Genomic DNA, 20118 nt, shown 5'->3' on the forward strand with positions numbered 1-20118 from the left:
AAGTGCAGCAATATCTAGGCTATTTTTGTGTATACACTGTGATCTGCTGAAGATCGGATGAAAACCGGAGTATGCTGGGCGAGAACTGTCCGGTGATGCCCACAAGTTGAAGAGACAGTGAGTGTCCCCTTATGTGCAACATATCAGCCGACTGACCTCGCTTGTGCTTCGCACGGGTGGGTTGTTTGTTGTGCTGTTCTTTGCAATGCAAAGTGCACAGGCTGAAATATTGGGGCTTCCAGTTCAAAAGCGTATTGCTCTCATCATCGGCAATGCCGACTATCAGAACGTTGAAAAGCTCGTAAATCCATCAAATGATGCCAAAGGCATTTCGGATGCGCTACGGGCACAGGGCTTTGATATTTTCCCGGCAAGCAACACCACACGTGCTGAATTTGACAGGATTTTTGAAGACTTCAAAACCCAAGCCAAAACAGCAGATGTGTCCCTTGTCTATTTCTCAGGGCATGGGTTTCAGTTGAATGGCACCAATTATCTAGTGCCAGTCGATGCTCATCTTAATGATCGGGAAAAAATCGTTGAAGAAACGATCAGTCTCGACAAGATTATTGCCGAAGTGCAATCGCCAGACCGCCAGACGCTGATTTTTCTGGATGCATGCCGCAATAATCCCTTGCCAGGCGGCGGATCGGTCAATGCCGGTCTTGCACAGGTAACTGGCGGAGCAAACGTATTCATAGCTTTTGCTACTCAGCCGGGAAATATCAGTTATGACGGGGTTAGCTCCTACAGCCCGTTTACCAAAGCCCTGCTCGATCATATCAATACGCCGGGTCAGGACATTTCCAATCTGATGATCAAGGTGAGGACGGATGTCGAGGCAAACACGCTTGGACGACAGTTGCCTTGGGATCAATCATCGCTGAAGAGACAGTTCTATTTCTCACCACCGGCTGAGATCGCTAATGATGGACAGACCAGCGTTGCAATGATTGGTCAGCCGGCAGTGGCAGGGCAAGGTCTGACGCGCCGGACCGATCTTGGATCAATTATTGATCCGCCAGCCGGGCGCCTTACCGTTGCGCCACAGGGCGGAGCTGCAGCTTTTCCCCCGGCGATAAGCCCGGATGAGGGGGTTCCCCCTGTGATCTATATGCCGGAGGCGCCCGCAGAGATTTTTGGCCCTGAAAATCTGGTCTGGGGCCTGCAGCAGGAATTGCAGCGGCTCGGCTGCTATACTTCAGATATGGATGGCGTTTGGGGGGCAAGCTCCCGGGAAGCGCTCGCTCGGTACTATTCGAACAGGAACCTGAAGGTTACCGATACTGCACCAACGACGTATCACTATGAAACGTTACGGCGCGAACCATCTGTCGTTTGTATCTCCGTGCCGCCACGTCAGGCCGTCGCGCCAGCACGCAATGGCCCGCGTGTCCAGGCAAAACCCAAAGCGCCGCGTCCGGTAACAACTTCAACGCAGCCCCAGCCGCAACAGGTTGATGTGCCATCCCGTGCAGCGCCAGCGCGCAAAAGCCTGCGTGATATCGGCATTGGTGGTGTGTATCGATAATGCGGATCGTGGCTTGCAAGCTGGACTTGCTCGTCTTGCCTTTGGACGCTGATTGATGAAGCAAGAAGGCTCGCTGCACACAATCAATCCGGATTTCAAACAGGCAAAGAAACTGTCTGGGCGCCGACGCGCAATCCGCCGTTTGGCACGCATTGTATCAATTGCTTTCGCAATTGCTGCTGTGGGATCGGCAGTGCATTTCATTCCGCGGTTTCTCGGTGAATCCGAAGATTTGACTGATCAGGCACTGGTCATTCCGGAAGGGGAAGTCATCGCTTCGGATAAAGAGGGTGATTTCGAGCTGGCGGCAACGGATGACAGGCGTGATGCGCTCTTGCTGCAAACGGTCAACAATGAAAAACCAAGGCCGCGCAAAAGTGAAATCCGCTTTCAGAAGAATGACAGCGGCTCGGAAATAAAGGGACCGATCTTTTACGTTTCGGATACAATGCTATCAGCTTCTGTGCGTCTGATGACGGCATTGCCTGCCACCCCGCAAGATTTCGCGCTTATGCAATCGGCTCAGGAGGCACCTCCAACCTCTGCAACACCAGTAAGCCAGCCGGAAGAGGGATCAATGCAGGGTGATACCGCTCCCACAGACGCTGGCTGGGAAGGTGCTGTATCGCCCAGAGAAACTGAACAGATCGGTCAAACTTCTCCGGGCAGTTCCAATAATATTGAAATCATTGATGAAAAGCAGCGCCCGCCGCAAAACCAGCAATATGTCATCAAGGTTCTTGCGGAGCGAAGCGTCACTGACGTTCTGACCGATGGACATACAACACCTGCTGAAAATGCTCATGTATCCGAAGCGGTTGCAAGACTTTTGAACATTCAACTGCTCCGCCCGGGTTATCTTGCCGTGTGGCGAACATCTGTTGTCGATCCGCAAAACCTGACGACGGCTCCAGTCCAACTTTCACTTTATGGAACCGAAGGTTTGATCGGCAGCGTGGCACGCGCCGATGACGGCACCTATCTGAGAATTGATGATCCCTGGAAGGATGAGAGCTGGACGGAGCTGGTGACTGGTGGCAAATCCGAAACCTCCGAACAAAACTTCCGCATCATGGATGGCATTTATAGTGCCGGGATACGCAACGATATTCCTGCCAATGTGGTCACTGAGACGATTACGCGAATGTCGCGTTTGTACGATCTGGGCAAGTTCATTTCTCCGCAAGACAAAGTCACGCTGCTCTATTCGGAAACGCCCCGCGACGAATTGAGCGAAAGTGGCCGTGTTCTTTACGTTTCCATCAAGCGTAGCGGGGAGACTTTGCAGTGCTATCTGCTTCGACCGGAGCGTGGTGGTGACTATTCGTGCATGACCGAAAGCGATACGACTTCAGGGCTGGGCGGTGCGGAAGGCTTTGTGCTGCCCGTGAAGGGCGTTTTCCGGTCAGGCTTTGGTCCGCGCGTTCATCCCATTTTGGGCTCGGTCAAGTTTCACGAGGGGGTGGACTGGTCAGCACCCGCCGGCACACCGGTCTATGCGTCATTTGATGGCACCGTTTCCTTTGCCGGCACAAACGGTAATTTCGGCAACTTCATCAAGATCACACATGCGGGTAACCGCGAAACGCATTACGCCCATCTGCAAGGGTTCGCTGGCAATATCGCAGTGGGAAAAGCGGTGAAAGCTGGCCAAATTATCGGCTTTGTTGGTTCCACAGGGCTGAGTACTGGTCCTCATCTGCATTTCGAACTGATCGCGAACGGCAGTTTGGTAGACCCTTTGGGTTCCAGTTACAGCGAAGTAGCACTTGATGGAGAGGCAGCCAAACTCGTCCAGCGGATTATTCATGTCGAAAGCGGCGGTAATCCCAATGCTGCCAATCCTTTGTCATCTGCCAGCGGCCTTGGCCAATTCATCAACAGCACGTGGCTGCGTATGATGAATTCATACAGAGGCGATCTCGTTTCCAAGATGAGCGTAAGCGAATTGCTCGCCTTGAAGTTTGACCCGACGCTTGCGACCGAAATGGTCATGAACCTTGCCAATGAAAACGAAGCAACGTTAAAGGCATCGGGAATACCCGGCACAGCCGGAAACCTCTATCTGGCGCATTTCCTTGGTGGTGGCGGCGCTGTTACCGTGCTTTCTGCAGCACCTGACACGCAATTGAGTTCGCTATTCGATCAGTCTGTATTTACCGCCAACCCATTTCTTTATGGCAAAACGGCAGGATGGATTGTCGATTGGTCCAGCCGCAAAATGTCGGGCAGTGCAGGAGGGATGGTATCTCCCGTCTATCGCGAGGCGCGGATTAAAGCATCGCGATTCCGGCAGTACAGCTCTGCAATCGACGATATTCTTTCCAAGGTTCCTGGCTGATCATTATTTTTCGCCAGATGGTTCGCGGCCAATCTTATCGTCGTAAGCTTCCCCGAAATAGTGAAGAAAAACATCGAGGATACCATTTTCGTGTGGCAGGTTACGCTCGCTCCACGCTTTGACATAACGGGTCCAGTAAGCTCCCTTACCGGAAAGCAGGGAGCCGGGTGTCGAAGCTTCTATTGCATCGGGGGATAGTTCGTTCAAAAGGCGGAATAAAGCGGTTTGCATCGCTTGAAATACTGCCTGCTCGTGCTGTTTCAGCTCGTCGATGGCCTCGGTAAAGCTGTTGCCCGCATCGAGATATTCAAGCTTGTTTGCGCCAAACAGCGCTGCCAGAGCAGTGGTCGGCTCCGGAATGAATTTCATAGGGTTGTTATTATTCGCCTTCAGCACCGTTTGCCGGGTGCTGCGAATGAGAGAACGCATTTCTGCTCGTGCCGTCAGCAATTGCGTCAGTCCCGGTACGACCGTGCGAAATATCTGTCCAAGCTGTTCGGCAAACTCATCGTCCTGACGGCCAGCGAGCGCTTCAGGATCGAGACCGGCGCCGCGGGCGAAATGTTCTATGAAGCGTTCCCGGGAGGTCCCGGTTTGTGGGGTGGCACTTGGTCGGGGTTTAACGACCTGTTGCGGCTTCTCGGGAAGTGCTGGTGCAGATTGGTGGTTTTGCATCGTCGCGAGTTGATCAACTCCGAGGAACATTGTGCGATCCTCCATCTCGCGCAATGGACCTTCGGTGTTGAGAGGCATGACAACGGTTTGCTCAAAATCTGAAGGTTGGGACACCTTTACCGGCTTTTCAAAGAAAACCCGCAATTGATAGGGGCCGATCTCAATGAGATCACCAGCGGAAAGGACGCGCCGTGCACTTTTCTGCACCTCCTCGTCATTGATCAAAAGACCATTCGCCGAGAGGTCTTCTGCCCAGTAAGAGTCCTCATCATATTCAACTTTACAATGTGTGGTTGAAACGAAGCGGCTTCTGTCTGGCAAAGTCCAATCTGCTTCTTCAGCACGACCGATCGTGAAATTACGCTGGTCAGATACATATTCCGGTATGACGTCGTCACCGTGCAAGGAACGGTTCTCCAGTCTCAACACCAATCGCATCTGCTTCTCCGTCTGGCCTTGTTCTTCTATAATCTATCCAAATAAAGTGTTGAATACCAAGACTATAGTGGATTTGGATGATAGATAGTGAATGCGGTTGGTCATATTTGATAAAGTTCGCAGGCTTGAAGCGGGGATTGCATCATTTGATACTTCGAAACCTCACTGTCACGTTTGCTTTGGCAGCTACATATACAATGTTGGCGCCGGTAGCGCCCGCCCTCGCAGCATTCACCGTTTGCAACCAAACCTCTGATATCGCCAATGTTGCCATCGGTGAACAGATAGAAGGCGAAATGCGAACGGAGGGCTGGTGGGCGATTGCGGCCAATCGTTGTGCAGATGTTATCAAGGTGAAACTTACCAACCGCTATATCTATGTTCATGCCGTTGATGTGCAGGGGCGCCCTGTTCTTAAGGGCAGCGTGACGTTGTGTGTTGATACCAAAAAATTTCAGATCATCGGCAAGGATACTTGCTGGCAGCGCAACCATCTGCGAGGACTGTTTACAGAAGTTGATACGCAATCTTCCGACAATTGGACCTTGTTCTTAAAAGATGGATCATAAAAGGAAAATCAAATGCTTAAACAGATTTTCTTGAGTGAATGGAGCCGACACGTTTAATGTATAGTGATGGCAAGCCGGCAATTTCAGGCGAGTGGTTCAATTCCCATGGCGCAACGCATACCGGGCGAGTACGTCCGGTAAATGAAGACAGGTTTTTGGCAAAGCCATCCAATGGTATCTGGCTCGTTGCTGACGGGATGGGGGGGCATTCGCATGGCGATGTTGCGGCCTCGATGATAGTGCAGGCAGCCGGTAAAATAGAAAAGCCTGCCAGTCATTTAGATCTCGTAGGTGATTTCCTTGGGCAAATGCATGGAGTGAACGAGGACATTCGCAATCTCGCCCGGGAACATGGGTTGGGTGTCATGGGCTCGACGGTGGTCGGCCTGCTTATCGCACAGGATCAGTTCTCAGCCGTCTGGGCGGGAGACAGCCGGCTTTATCTTAATCGCGGAAATCGCATGACCCAGTTGACCAAGGATCACTCCGAGGTTCAGCAGATGATCGATAACGGTACATTGGACGCTGCAACAGCAGCAAGCTCCAAGCGCAAGAACGTGATCTTGCATGCGGTTGGAGTTCGAGAGGTTCCTTATTTCGAAACCATCGACGGAGAGATAAGGGATGGGGATATTTTTGTTTTATGCAGTGATGGTCTGACGGCGCATTTGTCGACGCCGGATATACAAGAGATTGTTTTGTCCCATCCAGCAGAACCTGCGTGTCAATTGCTGATAGAAACGGCTTTACAGCGCGGAGGCACGGATAATGTCACCGTAGTTATCGTCGAATATCGCGGAAGCAAGCAGTCATGAGCCAGGATACCGGCAAAAGTGCGGGCAGTATCAAACCCGGAACGCGATTGAACGATATTTACGAGATCACTGTGCTCTTGGCTGTCGGTGGCATGTCGGAGGTCTATAAGGGCCACAATATCCAGACGCTGGACGAAGTTGCTATCAAAGTGATCCTGCCGCATCTGGCCAGCGACGAACATGTTATTTCACTGTTCAAACAAGAAGCGTCGATTCTTAATTCCCTCGGGCATGATGCGATTGTCCGCTACCATGTCTTTTCAATTGATCGTGCCACTGGCACAGCTTATTTGACGATGGAACTGGTAGAAGGCCCGTCGCTATATGAGCGGATAAAAGAACGGCCTCTCAGCCTGGCAGAAGCTGCCAAATTGATCAGCCGTATCGCATCAGGTTTGAAAGTTGCGCATGGTCGCGGTGTCATTCATCGCGATATCTCGCTTGATAACATTATCCTGTCCGGCGGTAATGTCGAAGGCGCCAAGTTGATCGATTTCGGTATTGCCCGTCTTGGAATTGGCGGTGATAGAACACTGCTCGCCGGAAGCTTTGCCGGCAAGTACAACTATGTCTCCCCCGAACAGCTTGGGTTGTTTGGTGGTGAGGTGCATGAACCCAGTGATATTTATAGTCTGGGGCTGGTTTTTGCCGCAGCCTTGCGGGGTAAGCCCATTGATATGAGCGGTACTCATGCGGATGTTGTACGCAAGAGGCAGTCGATCCCTGATCTTTCGACGATACACCCGGCGGCTCGAGCTATAATCCAACGAATGCTTCAGCCGAACCCGTCGCTCAGACCGAAGAAAGAGGAGATTATTGATGCCCTCAGGCCAATGATCGCTGCCAGTAGGGAGCCAACACTGCGCCGTTCGGGCAACTTGCCCGGCAGTACGCCGTTAGCGGGGTCCAGTCAGAGTAGTCCAACGCAGGGAGGGGCAGGTAAATGGATTGGTTCACTTATTCTCGTGCTAATCGTCGCGGGTGCCGGTTGGTTTGCCTATAAAAACCAAAGCCTGATCCAATCCTATCTGACTGCTAAAGCACCCGCACCGGAGCCCACTGCTGGCAAGTCAGATTTCAAGGTTGATGCTGATCCGGGTGCCGCTCCACCGGTGCCAGCACCGCCGGTACCGTCAAAAACGGCAGAAGCTCATCGCCAGGAAAAACCGGCAGATCGGCCTATGGTTGAAGCGCCACCGAAGCCCGAACAACCCGCCACGCCATCAACAGAACCTGCGCAACCGGAGCAAACTCCAGCAAAACCGAATGACCCTCCACCGGCAGTTTTAGGCGAACTTGAATGGGTGCGGCAATTCTCCGGTGGTCCATGCTTTTTCGCCAATAGCACCAAAACCGCACCTGAGAAAATCAATATTGAAGGCTTTGCGCCACGGGTAGAGCCATTTTACGAAATGGAGAGGGCGTTCCGCAGTGCGTTCAACTACGAGCCAACGATTCACGTTCGCCAAGTTTCTGCCGCTCAGTGCGATGCGGTCACTTACCTCAACAGCGCGAATGCCAATTCCGGTAGGCCGAAAATCGCGATGAAGAATGAGGTGCTTGGGGCAGGGGATGCTCTGACGGCGACAATCAGTGATGTGGAAAAAAATCAGCTATATGTCCTGTTGGTTCGCGACGACGGCGAGGTCGATATCGTGAACACAAAAAGCGGCGCTGATGGCAATTTTACATTGAATGTCAAGCTGGCAGCGCCAGCCAAGCAGGCCTCAATTCCCTATATGCTTATTGCTGTGGAGTCGGATGCAACGCTGGAAATAAAAGCTGGCAAGGACATTTTCAAAGATTTGGAAGCCATTCGCCAGCAAAACAAGCCAATTGTTACGGTAAAATACCTCCGGCAACAGGGTTAGCTTGCAGCTTTGGTTGTTTTGTCCGGGTCAAAAACTGCGTCAACGCTGTCATTGGCAGCTGGGGCTTGGCGCACCCAAAGGTCCCAGCCAAGTCGCCCAACGGGCGATCCACTGTGCATACGGGCTTCCGGAATATCTTCTTTTGCAAGGATCAATTGTATTTCGAACGAAAGTGATGGGCCGCAATAGAGCCGCGTCAATTCTGTCAATTCGGCAAATTTTTTCTGGGCAGGCATCAATGACAGATATTCGCCATAACGAAGTGGACCAATCGAGATGCGGATCGCACTCCTTCGGTCCGCATAGGATGATCCAGCTATTGCGGTTACGCCGAGTAAGGCATTTTCCTTTGCATCGCTGCTGAGTTGTGTTTGTTCCGACGTGTCCACGGACAGCCAGCGCTTTTGAAACTGGTGCACGGTCACTTGGTACCCAAGAAACTCGGCAAGCATGAGCCTCAGATTAGTTGCTGTGCGTCGTTGATTGGCAAAAAACCCCGAGAAATAGAGTGGAACCTCGGGCGGGATGACCAGCTGATCGACCAGCTTTGGAGAAGCCAAACCAAGCAGGGCATAAATGCTGCGCGTTACTTTGTTTTTCGGGCCGATGCCGAAAAGCTGGATAAGGCTTGATAGCCGATATTTTCGTGAACTCGCGAAGAATAACTCTCGCAGTTCTGCAGCAAAAATCTCAAGGAAATCAAAATAGCTTGAGCTACGCAGTCGTTTTTCATCAAGCGCGCGATCCGTATAAACAGCAGGTAATGCGGCGACAGGTCCAACCAGTCCGATGTAATTGGCCAGAATGTTGACTTTTCCGCCCTTTCGCTCCGCCGGAGAAAGTGCTGTCGCCACGTGATTATGTGTGGCGTTGGACGTTAGAGATATCGAACTGGCTTTTTCACCAGCAAGCTCAAGCAACAACTGTGCTGCATCCGGATCGAACAGATGTGGCTCAGACTCGAGCCGATCAATCAATGAGTGTTCGGAGGCATCACTCAAAGCAGCACCTCGTCGGCGGTACGAGGCGGAAATCTCACCACGGGCAGAGCCAACCCGCTAAGTCTTACGGTCAGACGGGAGAACGTGTTGATTGAGGCATAGAGGCCGAAAAAGTGGGATAGTACCGAGCCGAAAAGATAGGCTTGTCCGCGGTCCATCAACGCATCGGTAAATTCCACTGTGACGTCAACGCCACTTGCTATGGTCCCGTCACTCAGACGTGCGGTAGCCTTGCGACTTGTAACTGATGCAATGGCTTCGATCATTGAGCGCATTTCGGGCGCCCGCCGGAAATCATAAAGCCGCAACATGCTCTTGAGTATTTCCGGATCACCGCTGGTCAACGGTAAATGGTTCAACGAAAGATGCGAGATGAGTTTCCAGTAGGATTCACCTTCAGATTCAAACCGATGCGTATGTGTGGGCGGTAGCAGGCAATCGATCTTGCCGATTTCTCCTACCTTTGCCTGTGCGCCAAAATAGGGTTGTCCGCCACCGAAAGGCAACAACTCCGGCAAGCCGCGATTGAGGCATAAGGCATCAATGGAAGCGACCAGATGATCTTCGGGCGCGGCAGGATCAAGGTTCATATCGACAAAGCGAATCTTGGCCTTGAATGATTTACTGTCGTCGTCGATCTCGCGCTTATACTGCCAGAACATATCAGCATTTTTTTCATTGGACTGTTTTTTCCGCCCAAAGAACGGCGGCACTTCTTTGCGATTTCCTTTCTGATCAGAAATATCGACCCGTTCAATCGCATAAATTTCACGGGTGGAATTGTAGCGCGCGTCCGGGAGCAGGTCGTATTCATTCTGCGTATGGTTCACCGATATGGGTTCCGCCCGCTGTTCGAACAGATTTATGACCGGTGCGCAGTGCAGATCGAAACTTGTCAAATCAACGGCTTTTGCAAGCGCGTTGGCGGGGGTGTCCAGGTAAAAGAAAATATGAAATTCATTGCCTTTTACGCTGGCCAGAAACGACTTCAGACCACTCAATTCAAAGAAGAGGAATTTTTCCGGTAATGCAAAAAACTCAGCGAGTAGACGAAATCCAGGAAAGCTCCTGTTCGAATATGGCAGCATGCGCCTGTCATGCTCAAAGCCCAAAGGTTTCAGGGCATTTGGGGGAAGGCGAAGTGCCGCTTTGTCTTCCCTGTGTCGACCAATTGCTATGCCCAACGTATGGTTGAAAAGAAGCTCATATAGAGACGCACCTGTTACAAAGGGAGCCTTGATGAAGAATGTCAGTTTATCAAGATTTAGTTCCGCGATGCCTGTGATGGGGCCGGTTGTCTTGACGCTCAACGACAGACATGACATCGGCGCAAGATCGGGCACTGGAGGCGCCACATAGGGTGGTTGTGCCAGTTTGCACTCGGTCAAAGCAATGGGACTTAACGTCAGAGATTGTGTGGTTGTAAATCGGCATGTATCGCCACGCACCGGTTCCGAATCTACGACGGTGTTCCGCGGCAATTCAATTGTTTCGTCCTGCTGCTCCGATGGATTGAATTTGAGAACAGACATTGAGGGGATTTGCGCCAGATAGTGCGGATAGAGCGATTCAAGCAATGTTTCTGTCAGTTCGGGAAAGTCATCATCGAGTTTTTGCCGGACGCGTGCTGCACTATAGGCAAATCCCTGGATAAGGCGCTCGACATGAGGATCGTCGACAGCTTCCGGTGTCAAACGCAAGCGACCGGCAACTTTGGGGTGCTGATGCGCGAAAACAGAAGCGCGCTTGCGCAACGCGCCAAGCTCCCGGTTGTACCAAGCAAGAAATCGATTAGCCATGATGTGTGCCGCCGATCATGAAATGCCGGGTTGTCGGGTCTAATGATGTATCGAAAATGATTGGCTCTATACCATCAGGAAACAGCATTTCCGCTTCAATACGCAGATCCAGCACCCGATCCTGATCATTGCGATTTTTACCAAGTCCAACCTGCACCTGAGAAAGGCGAGGGTCGAATGCCACAATCACCTGCCTTATTGCCTCCGCAAGTCGCAAGCGTTGCTCCGTCGTTGCCAGCATCAAGCCGTGAAAACCGGCAGTACCAAACCTCAAAAGGCTGGTGTGCAGTTCTTCAAACTCTTTTTCAATAGAATGGGGCCATTGCTGCGCATTGAGCAGCGCCTCTATGTCCTTGCGAACACTTTCACGGATGTTGTTAATCTTTTGTCGAGGCGTCGTGGGCTGATCAACAGTCATATCCGGATCATGATCAATCAGACGATCAAGGACCGATTCAAACGATATCCTGCTGCTTACCGCCATGTTTAACCAGCCGCTGCCGGAATGAATTCTATGGAGCTGATGTCGAGTATTCCGAGCACATCATCGTCTGCGAGCAGACATTTTTGTCCCTTGCCTGCATAAAGTCCGCCGCCCGCTTCAACCCAATCGGTTTCACGGCCAAGTTTCATTGAATCTGCTGCGTCCCGGGAAAAATAGGTCGCCGGCATCACAATTTCCGACTGGGATTCATCGCGAAGCGTGAGCAGCGCGTTGCGCCAGGTAAGATCGCGAACACTTTGAACCGGATGAAAATCCAGGCGTCCAATCCGATTAAAATCTACCCACATATAGGTACCGTTGGTGTGATAGATTTCAATGGCATGTGGAATGCGATCATCAAGATCGCGAAACGCTGTCACTGTGCGGCCATCAATTTTGACAGAGCCTTCGAAAATATTTTCGGGGAATGCCTCTGGGGCTTCGCCGTTCGTTCCGCTCGTTTTCCGATCAAGTACAAGTGCATTTTTCATCGCAAGCTGATCACGTTCGCTGGGCCCCTCGGGAAAGGCTGGAACTGCTCCTGTTTCAAACCATGCAGCGCGAGCATCCGCAGCGCGCAAGCGACCACGAAGCATTGTCAGGCCGAGCGCCAGATCCGGCACGGTATTGGACAGGATTGCTGCTTGCTTGTCGGCACGCTCGAAATCACCACTGACGATCAGCAGATCAATCAGCAGTCGGCGGGCAAGGGCGTCGGTCGGACTCTGTTTGACTGCGGCAAGTCCAGCATCAACGGCTCCATGGAGATCGCCTGCATCAATAAGCGACGAAACGCTGTTTGTTTGACCCGTCATTATACTTTACCTCTGCTGGACTGTTCGGACTTGCTGTTCATGTCGGCGAGCAGCTGGAAACTCGCAGTAACGTCATCCAGCTGAAAATGTGGCTGCAGGCGCATGACGCAACCATAGACACCGGGACGCCCGGGTATTTCACGAACTTCCACGGAAGCAGATCGCAAGGGATGGCGGGCCTTCATCGTCGCGTTGGCGTCGTCATTGCCGATGCAATAGGTAGACAGCCATTTTTCAAGCGTATCGCGCAAGCTGTTCGAAGTTGCGATTTGGCCAACATTTTCTCGCATGATCATTTTCAGATAGTGCGCAAAACGACAGGCACACAGCACATATTGCAACATGGATGCGATACGCGCATTGCGGTTTGCAATTTCTGAATCATATCGGGCTGTCCGGTGAACAGACTGATTGGAGTTGAACACAAGGTTTGGCGTGTATGGAACCGTGGCAAGCGGCATGAAGCCAGCCTCACTCAACGTTTGTTCCTGTGCCGGATTCAATCGCTGTTCAACAGGTGGTTGTGCTGCAAAATCATGGCGATCAGTCGAAAATGCCAGATGTGGCAGCATGTCCACCAAGCCGCCGCTCTTCTCATCCTCTCGGACCCCGCGCAAATCTGCAAACCATCCCGAGGATGCATATTCGCGTAAAACAACAAAGGCGAAGGCAAAGGCTGGGTTGCCCCAAAGCAGGTTAGCGCCTTGGGCATCTATTTCTTCACGAAAGCGGAAGCCATCACGGCGGCTGATATCGTTTGTTTTATAGGGGCTACGGACAAGGATGCGTGGCAGAGCTAACCCAAGAAATCGTGTATCGGCGGCTTGCCGCAGACGGTTCCATCGCGGTGAGCGATTTGATTTCAGCAGAAATGTCAGATCCGGTACTCGATCAAGCTCCGCATAGCTTTCCATTTCGAAGAGAGAAGGATGTGCTGCGCAAATAAAGGGTGAAAAAGCTGCCGCTGCAATGCTTGCCACGCTTTCGATAATCGAAAGATCATTGGTCTTGGTAACGGGATTGATACCGTCCGCAATCGAGTAATCACCAATGAGCAAGCCATAGGGTTGACCACCCGGCATATCGAACTCTTGGGAATAAATGAGCTCAAACAAGCGGCTTTGATCAAAGTCAGCAGCGCGCTCAACATCCCGAGCTATCTCTTTCCACTTGGCTGAGAAAATCCGGATTTGGACCGGACTGGTGCTGACAGGCATCCAGACAAGGCGCAGAAGGTTACGCCAGATGGCTTCAAGCTGCTGAAATTCGGGGTGATGAATGATCCGGTTGACTTGCTTTGTGAGACTTTCGTCAATCGCTTCAATCAGGCAATCAATTTGATAGCGGATGTCAGAATTTGTTTGTGGAGATGACTTCTCAGTCTCCACGAAGGATTGACGTGTCTCGTATTGTTTTGAAGCCGCAAGACTCTCGGACGCCACGAAATCATCACTCCTGAAATTCCGAAAGTAGTATCGGAAGAAAGACCGCCTTACGCATTGGAATTTAAGGGAAAACCCGTCGATTCATTTGCGTTAGGCGGTCGGTGCAATCACAGTCTACCCGTTACCGGGCTCATATCGTCTGGATTAGTTGCGAGCCTTTGGAATACGCGCCACCATCCGCAGTGATGTTGTCAGTTCTTCCATCTGCAACCATGGGCGGAGCCAAGCGATTGCTTCATAGGAACCGGGGCTGCCAGCAACTGCCTTAACCTCGACACGTGCATCCCGCAGGGGATAGGCCGCGCGATTTTCAGGGCCCGCATCATCGTTTGCATTAACGTAATTGTTAATCCAGCGATTGAGCCAAGCCTGGCAATCCTCAGCTTCCATGAAAGAGCCGATCTTGTCGCGGCCAATAACCTTGAGGTAGTGCGCAAAACGGGAGGTTGCCATCATGTATGGCAGACGTGCAGAAATTGCAGCGTTTTCGGTTGCTTCCGGGCGGTCATATTTTGCCGGCTTATGTGTTGTCTGTGCACCGAAGAACACGGCATAGTCCGTATTTTTGTAGTGGCAGAGTGGCAGGAAGCCAAGTTTGCCGAGTTCCGCATCGCGGCGGTCCGTAATGCCGATTTCGGTGGGGCACTTGGTATCGGTGTCGCCATCATCACTCTGGAAGATGTGAACCGGCAAGGATTCTACCTTACCGCCATTCTCTGCACCACGGATTGCCGTGCACCAGCCATTCTTGGCAAAAGCGTCGGTAAGCCGTGAACCAAGAATGTAGGAAGCATTGGACCAGCAATAATCATTATGGTTCATTTCCTTATCGCCGAATTTGATTGCTTCATTGTAATCAAATTCGTCGATTGTCAGGGTTTCAGGACCAAAGGGCAGGCGTGTCAGGACGCGTGGCATCGTGAGCGTCACGAAACGTGAATCGCTGCTTTCGCGGAACGAGCGCCACTTGATATATTCCTTGGTCTGAAAGATTTTTTCCAGATCGCGCGGCTTTGACAATTCAGTGAAATCATCAAATCCGAAAAGTGTCGGGCCAGCAGCAGCAATGAATGGAGCAAAGGCAGCAGCAGCAACCGAACTCATGTTCTGCAGTGCTTCGATATCCTCAAACGAGTTGCCGAACTCGTAATCGCCGACCAATGCGCCGAAGGGTTCGCCACCGGCAATACCGAATTCGCTTTCATAGATCGTTTTGAAAATCTTGCTCTGGTCGAATTCGACGGCTTTCGACAGATCGCGGGAAAGCTCGCGTTTGCTGACATTGAGCACGCGGATTTTCAGATTTGCGCTCGTTTCGCTGTTGTAAACCAGATAGCGCAGACCGCGCCAACTGCCTTCCAGCTTGCGAAAATCCTCATTATGCATGATCTCGGCGACCTGCGTGGACAGCAGCTCGTCGATTTTTTTGATCGCATTGTTGATCGTAACAGAAAGGTTGCGGTTATACGAAACCGTGCCCTTCAATGCTTCGCTTGTCAGGGTCCGCAGCAACTGTTCGGTGCGGTCAGAAGAGGTCTGTTTGGTAGCGGAGATTGCTTCATCAAGCAGGCTCTCCTTGACGACAGTCGTCGTAGTGCCTTGCGATGCGCTCTTTGAGGTCGCCATTTATTTCGTCCCTTTTTCGCTGCCGGGATTACGTTCGTCGAGCTCAGCGGCGAGCTTTTTAAGATCGGTCTGGTTCTGGAGAATACGCTCAAGGAGAACCTCAAGGTTTTCAGAACGATCAGCTTTGGTCAAAAGATCACGCAATTGGTTGCGGGCTTCGAGCAGTGACTTGAGGGCAGGAACCTGCTCAACGATTGAACCCGGTTCAAAATCCTCAAGCTTCTCGAATTTAAGCGCGACAGCCATCTCGCGGCCTTTGCCTTCCAACGTATTTTCTACGCGAATGTTAAGGCCCGGTGTCATGCGGCGCATAACGTCGTCGAAATTGTCACGATCTATCTGAACAAATTTGCGCTCGCCAAATGGCTTCAGCGGATCTGTCGGATTGCCGGAAAAATCGCCGAGAACGCCCACCACGAAAGGCAGTTCCTTCTCGACAACCGCACCTTCGGTTTCAACCTCGTACTTGATGTGTACCCTCGGCTTGCGGACTCTTTCGAGTTTGTCGTGAACGCTGGCCAATTGATGCCTCCTGCCTATGTGTGCTTCTAAGAAGTGGGGGGATTATTGCAAACCCTTTGAAGTTAGCAACTATTTTCTCAACTGAGGGTTACTAGCGGTTGTATTGAAACCCTCTTAATGCGCTTCACTCGCGTCGATTTATCGGGTCTATTCCCGCCCGGATCATCACATCGCGACGCAGTTCATCATGCGGTATCAGTTCTTCGAGCAGACGTACAAAGTCCATCCGCCCACGACGGACGAGTGTCTCCAAAGCGAATGGCAATGATGAGTTGGGTTCTGTTGCACGAAAGAAATTGGCAACCTGAAGCAATTGATCAAAGGCCTGTTCGCGGTTTTGTATAGGTCCGGTTTGCCGTGGAGCGGGCGGTGCGGAGACAGGTTGACCCTGCTCCGGGGTTTCGGTGGCGGCAATTACAGGAGCCGGATTTTGAGGAACATGCGCAACCAGCTTTTCCATTTCGCTGTAAGCTCCGCTTATTGATTCCAGTACAGCTTGAATACGTGAGACGGAAAAGGAGCCGGCATTACCATTGCTTTCCTCCGTCAGGTGTTCGTCTATAGCGGTGAGTATTGTCAGTGCGCGGTTTGTGTCATTCTTCATGCGTCCGAACGCGTGGCCGTCCACATGTTCGAGTGCATCGCGAAATTCAGCCCATTGCGGTCCAGACAGGTCCCGGAATGCCTGATCGTAGGCCCAAAGGCTGAAGCGGCCATAGATTTCGTTGGGAAGCAGGGAAACAAGACGCAACGGTCGCACCAGCGTACCATCATCCTGGCTGCCATTCAGGCCAGTCAATGGCGCAAGCTTATCGGCCAGGTCTTCGTCATCTATCGAATGCAGGTAACTGAAATGGTTGTGCACCATCTTGTCGAAAGCCGCCAGAATCTCCGTCAGCGCCTGAATTCCTTCGACACGGACCGCCGCTTCCATCAACCAGGAGAATATTTCTATGTCTTTCGTGTGTAGAGATAGGGCATCAAAAGACAGGTCATGCACGGTGCGCCAATGAATTGATGGCCGGTGAACCAGAGATTCGTTCGTGCTGGAATTCCGGTCATCATCCTGACTTATGATTGCAGGATTCTCGATTGTCCGGTCCTCGGAGCGGGCGTTTGAGCGGGCATCCCGTATCGCCTGATATACAGACACGAGTTTACTATCGATTCGAAGGTTAACACCGCAAGGGTTTTCCCCGGCAAATGCGACACCGAGAATTTCATAGTTATTCATTCGCAATACCCAAATACACAAAACTCTGAGACGCCGTTTTGAACCTTATGCGAAGAATATGTCAAATGGAACATTGCTGCGTAGTAGCGTTTTGTTAAATCCACATGGTGAACGCTTTTAACGATTCCTCACTAGCAAATAAAAACTATTGGCAGATGCAACGTTTTGGCCGTGTTCACTGTTTAAGCGGGTCAACTTTAACATTCGTTGTTTTTGGCGATTGATTTTTCACTCCGGTTTTTTCTAATGTACGCGCGGCAATAGCAGGAGCAGGTATTATTTCATGCCAAAACTGGATCTGAGACGGCTCGTTCAAAAACTGGACGGGGAGGTAGTCGTAGGCCTTGAAGAAGCCGTTGCCATTGCGGTCAGGAATAATCATTCCAGCGTCGAAATTGAACATTGGCTGCTTGCTCTGAAAGATAAAAGCGAACGTTTTCGCGAGATTATTCAAAGGAGCGGTGGCGATCTTGAGTCGATGGAAACTGAGGCTTATCGGGCTCTTGAGCGCTATCCACGGGACAACAGCTCTGCTCCGGCGATATCGACCAGCATAATCGATGTCATCCGGGAAGCCTGGATTGGAGCGTCGCTGCAAAGTGGGCGCTCAAGCGTCGGGGTTCTCGATCTGCTGCACACTCTGCTTTCAGACAGCACATTGCGCGCCACGACAATCAGCGCAATGCCTTCCACACGCGATATCAGGCTGGGTGAGCTTGAGCGCCAGATGGAGGAGCGAGGCAGCGAACCAGCTATATCGGCAAGGCCGCAATCTTCTGAAAACGCACCTGTCCACAGCGGCGACGAAGAGTTTCTTTCGGCATTTACGATTGATCTGACCGAACAAGCCCGCAATGGCGAAATAGACGCGGTTGTCGGGCGCGAAGCGGAACTTCGGCAATTGATCGATATTCTTGTCCGCCGCAGACAAAATAATCCAATCCTTGTTGGTGAAGCAGGTGTCGGCAAGACTGCCATCGCCGAAGCATTTGCACTTGAAGTCGCGGCCGGCAATGTGCCGGACATGCTCAAAGACATCCGTTTGCTCACACTCGATCTTGGCCTCTTACAGGCAGGCGCGGGTGTTAAAGGTGAGTTCGAACGACGCCTCAAGGGCGTCATTGACGATGTAAAAGCTTCACCGGTTCCAGTCATTTTGTTTATCGATGAGGCGCATAGTCTGGTCGGGGCAGGTGGTCAGGCCGGGCAGGGTGATGCTGCCAATCTGCTTAAACCTGCACTGGCTCGTGGCGAGTTGCGTACTGTGGCCGCAACAACATGGGGCGAATACAAGAAATATTTTGAACGCGACGCAGCGCTCACGCGCCGATTCCAGGTGGTCAAAGTTGATGAGCCGGATGAAGAAACGGCAGTTCGCATGGTTCGCAGCCTCGTACCCGCACTGGAAAAACACCATGGAGTGAAGATACGCGATGAGGCCATCAGGGCCGCCGTGTCACTCTCCATGCGCTATATTCAAGGGAGGCAGTTGCCAGACAAGGCAGTCAGCCTGATCGACACTGCCGCGGCAGCTGTCTCAATCTCACGTGCCACTGTTCCAGCTCAAATCGAGGACGCAAACAGGGCAATCGATCTGCTCAATCTGGAAAAAACACGGCTGGAACTGGAGCCTGATACCTCGGCGGCGACCGAACGGCTGGTCGAGATTGATGAGCAGCTCGCAAGCCTGCAAACCAGCGCCAAGGCCTTCGCGACACGCTTGGAGCAAGAGAAAACACTGGTGGCAAATGCGGACGAGGTGGAAACCGGCTTTGCCGAGCCTGAAAATCGGCCCAAACTCGCCTTGCTTGAGAAGGAGCTGCGCGCACTGCAGGGTGAATCCCCACTGATCCATCGCGTTGTCGACAGGGAGACTGTTGCTGCTGTAACCGCCCGTTGGACCGGCATTCCCGTGGGCCGCCTGGTTCGCAGTCTGGTAGAAGCCGTTCAATCGCTCGAATCCCGTTTGCAGGAGCGTGTTGTCGGGCAAAATCAGGCAATTACGCTGATTTCGGATGCCATGATTACTGCGCGCGCAAGTCTTGGCGATGACAGACGCCCACCCGGAGTATTTCTCATGGTAGGAACGTCCGGCGTCGGCAAAACCGAGACTGCATTAGCACTTGCCTCAACGCTGTATGGCGGGGATCAGAGCCTCACGATCATCAACATGTCCGAATTCAAGGAAGAACATAAGGTTTCCCTGCTGCTGGGCTCGCCGCCCGGTTATGTTGGATATGGCGAGGGAGGCATTCTGACAGAAGCCGTCCGCAAGCGTCCCTATGGCGTGCTGCTGCTCGATGAAATCGACAAGGCGCACCCGGGTGTGCAGGACATCTTCTATCAGGTCTTCGACAAGGGCATGCTGAAAGATGGGGAAGGGCGGGATATTGATTTCAAGAATACCACCATCCTTATGACAGCCAATACGGGTACAAATACACTCACCGCCCTTGCAGCAGATCCCGATACCATGCCTGAAGGACAGGCTCTGGTCGACATGTTGCAACCGGAATTGCTGGGCCAGTTCAAACCTGCGTTTCTTGGCCGCGTGACAGTCGTGCCATACAGGCCACTTGATGAAACCGTGCTAGCAATGATCGTCAAGTTGCAAATTGGCAAGGTGAGCAAGCGTCTGCGCGATGCCTATAAAGCCGAACTAATTATTTCGGATGAGGCTATGCAAGCGCTGATTGATCGGTCCAAGGCGGTCGAAACAGGTGCCCGAGCGATCGAATCAACAATTTCCCGCGAATTACTGCCAAAACTATCGCGAAGTATTCTGGAATTGAATTTAGAAAATTTACATCCGGAAGTTGTGCGTGTAGGTATTGACGGGACGGGGAGATTTATTGTTGATATCGAACCTGTAACAGTACTTAAGAACCCAACCGAATATCCGTCACATAAGGATGCTAGGGAGGTTGATATATTGCCATAACTTTTGCTTAG

Annotated in this window: 15 protein-coding genes; 6 read left to right on the plus strand and 9 right to left on the minus strand. The window is 51.9% G+C overall.

What is annotated here, in order from left to right; genetic code table 11:
* Positions 1 to 121: 121 nt before the first annotated feature.
* Positions 122 to 1531: a caspase family protein gene (locus tag PMI41_RS24440; RefSeq protein WP_008129228.1), complete on the plus strand. Its 1410-nt coding sequence runs from the start codon at positions 122 to 124 to the stop codon at positions 1529 to 1531.
* Positions 1532 to 1586: 55 nt separating this feature from the next.
* Complete coding sequence (locus PMI41_RS24445; protein ID WP_008129229.1) at positions 1587 to 3872, plus strand: peptidoglycan DD-metalloendopeptidase family protein; 2286 nt, start codon at positions 1587 to 1589, stop codon at positions 3870 to 3872.
* A gap of 3 nt (positions 3873 to 3875) precedes the next feature.
* Here PMI41_RS24445 and tagH read toward each other — a convergent pair whose 3' ends face one another.
* Positions 3876 to 4985, minus strand: coding sequence for a type VI secretion system-associated FHA domain protein TagH (gene tagH, locus PMI41_RS24450; RefSeq protein ID WP_008129231.1), 1110 nt, complete (start codon positions 4983 to 4985; stop codon positions 3876 to 3878).
* Positions 4986 to 5182: 197 nt separating this feature from the next.
* Between tagH and PMI41_RS23920 the strand changes: the two genes are divergently transcribed.
* The 3 genes from PMI41_RS23920 to PMI41_RS23930 are packed head-to-tail and all read left to right on the plus strand — an operon-like array spanning position 5183 to position 8240.
* The gene (locus PMI41_RS23920) at positions 5183 to 5554 is read left to right on the plus strand and encodes a DUF1036 domain-containing protein (protein ID WP_052025976.1); all 372 of its coding nucleotides are present in this window, start codon (positions 5183 to 5185) and stop codon (positions 5552 to 5554) included.
* Positions 5555 to 5610: 56 nt separating this feature from the next.
* Entirely contained in the window at positions 5611 to 6369 is a 759-nt protein-coding gene (locus PMI41_RS23925) for a protein phosphatase 2C domain-containing protein (RefSeq protein WP_008129235.1), read from the plus strand.
* A complete protein-coding gene (locus tag PMI41_RS23930) occupies positions 6366 to 8240 on the plus strand; it encodes a serine/threonine-protein kinase (protein WP_008129237.1) in 1875 nt (624 codons plus the stop codon). The genes PMI41_RS23925 and PMI41_RS23930 overlap by 4 nt, the downstream gene beginning before the upstream one ends.
* On the opposite strand, the gene tssG is transcribed toward PMI41_RS23930, so the two are convergent.
* The 8 genes from tssG to PMI41_RS23970 all read right to left on the minus strand — a co-directional run bounded on the left by tssG (position 8237) and on the right by PMI41_RS23970 (position 17166).
* Entirely contained in the window at positions 8237 to 9241 is a 1005-nt protein-coding gene (gene tssG / locus PMI41_RS23935; protein WP_008129240.1) for a type VI secretion system baseplate subunit TssG, read from the minus strand. The genes PMI41_RS23930 and tssG overlap by 4 nt on opposite strands.
* Positions 9238 to 11040, minus strand: a complete 1803-nt coding sequence (tssF, locus tag PMI41_RS23940) for a type VI secretion system baseplate subunit TssF (RefSeq protein ID WP_008129241.1) — start codon at positions 11038 to 11040, stop codon at positions 9238 to 9240. Before tssF ends, tssG begins: the two co-directional genes overlap by 4 nt.
* Entirely contained in the window at positions 11033 to 11524 is a 492-nt protein-coding gene (gene tssE, locus PMI41_RS23945) for a type VI secretion system baseplate subunit TssE (RefSeq protein ID WP_008129243.1), read from the minus strand. The genes tssF and tssE overlap by 8 nt, the downstream gene beginning before the upstream one ends.
* 2 nt (positions 11525 to 11526) lie before the next feature.
* Positions 11527 to 12339 (minus strand): type VI secretion system accessory protein TagJ, encoded by an 813-nt coding sequence (locus PMI41_RS23950; RefSeq protein ID WP_008129245.1) that lies wholly within the window; start codon positions 12337 to 12339, stop codon positions 11527 to 11529.
* The gene (gene tssC, locus PMI41_RS23955) at positions 12339 to 13781 is read right to left on the minus strand and encodes a type VI secretion system contractile sheath large subunit (RefSeq protein ID WP_008129247.1); all 1443 of its coding nucleotides are present in this window, start codon (positions 13779 to 13781) and stop codon (positions 12339 to 12341) included. Before tssC (PMI41_RS23955) ends, PMI41_RS23950 begins: the two co-directional genes overlap by 1 nt.
* Before the next feature lie 147 nt (positions 13782 to 13928).
* Positions 13929 to 15410: a type VI secretion system contractile sheath large subunit gene (gene tssC / locus PMI41_RS23960; protein ID WP_008129251.1), complete on the minus strand. Its 1482-nt coding sequence runs from the start codon at positions 15408 to 15410 to the stop codon at positions 13929 to 13931.
* Entirely contained in the window at positions 15411 to 15932 is a 522-nt protein-coding gene (tssB, locus tag PMI41_RS23965) for a type VI secretion system contractile sheath small subunit (RefSeq protein WP_008129253.1), read from the minus strand.
* 124 nt (positions 15933 to 16056) lie between these two features.
* Positions 16057 to 17166 (minus strand): type VI secretion system ImpA family N-terminal domain-containing protein, encoded by a 1110-nt coding sequence (locus tag PMI41_RS23970; protein WP_008129255.1) that lies wholly within the window; start codon positions 17164 to 17166, stop codon positions 16057 to 16059.
* Positions 17167 to 17449: 283 nt separating this feature from the next.
* On the opposite strand from PMI41_RS23970, the gene tssH reads away from it, so the two are divergent.
* On the plus strand, positions 17450 to 20107 hold the full coding sequence (tssH, locus tag PMI41_RS23975) for a type VI secretion system ATPase TssH (protein WP_008129257.1): 2658 nt from the start codon (positions 17450 to 17452) through the stop codon (positions 20105 to 20107).
* Positions 20108 to 20118 lie beyond the last annotated feature (11 nt).

Origin of the sequence: Phyllobacterium sp. YR531, from assembly GCF_000282595.1 — a bacterium.
Lineage (GTDB): Bacteria > Pseudomonadota > Alphaproteobacteria > Rhizobiales > Rhizobiaceae > Phyllobacterium.

What these genes read in the sequence shown, in the direction of transcription:
- PMI41_RS24445 (WP_008129229.1), top strand. Translation starts at nt 1,587, where the DNA reads ATGAAGCAAGAAGGCTCGCTGCACACAATCAATCCGGATTTCAAACAG.
- tagH (WP_008129231.1), bottom strand. Translation starts at nt 4,985, where the DNA reads ATGCGATTGGTGTTGAGACTGGAGAACCGTTCCTTGCACGGTGACGAC.
- PMI41_RS23920 (WP_052025976.1), top strand. Translation starts at nt 5,183, where the DNA reads ATGTTGGCGCCGGTAGCGCCCGCCCTCGCAGCATTCACCGTTTGCAAC.
- PMI41_RS23925 (WP_008129235.1), top strand. Translation starts at nt 5,611, where the DNA reads ATGTATAGTGATGGCAAGCCGGCAATTTCAGGCGAGTGGTTCAATTCC.
- PMI41_RS23930 (WP_008129237.1), top strand. Translation starts at nt 6,366, where the DNA reads ATGAGCCAGGATACCGGCAAAAGTGCGGGCAGTATCAAACCCGGAACG.
- tssF (WP_008129241.1), bottom strand. Translation starts at nt 11,040, where the DNA reads ATGGCTAATCGATTTCTTGCTTGGTACAACCGGGAGCTTGGCGCGTTG.
- tssE (WP_008129243.1), bottom strand. Translation starts at nt 11,524, where the DNA reads ATGGCGGTAAGCAGCAGGATATCGTTTGAATCGGTCCTTGATCGTCTG.
- PMI41_RS23950 (WP_008129245.1), bottom strand. Translation starts at nt 12,339, where the DNA reads ATGACGGGTCAAACAAACAGCGTTTCGTCGCTTATTGATGCAGGCGAT.
- tssC (WP_008129251.1), bottom strand. Translation starts at nt 15,410, where the DNA reads ATGGCGACCTCAAAGAGCGCATCGCAAGGCACTACGACGACTGTCGTC.
- PMI41_RS23970 (WP_008129255.1), bottom strand. Translation starts at nt 17,166, where the DNA reads ATGAATAACTATGAAATTCTCGGTGTCGCATTTGCCGGGGAAAACCCT.
- tssH (WP_008129257.1), top strand. Translation starts at nt 17,450, where the DNA reads ATGCCAAAACTGGATCTGAGACGGCTCGTTCAAAAACTGGACGGGGAG.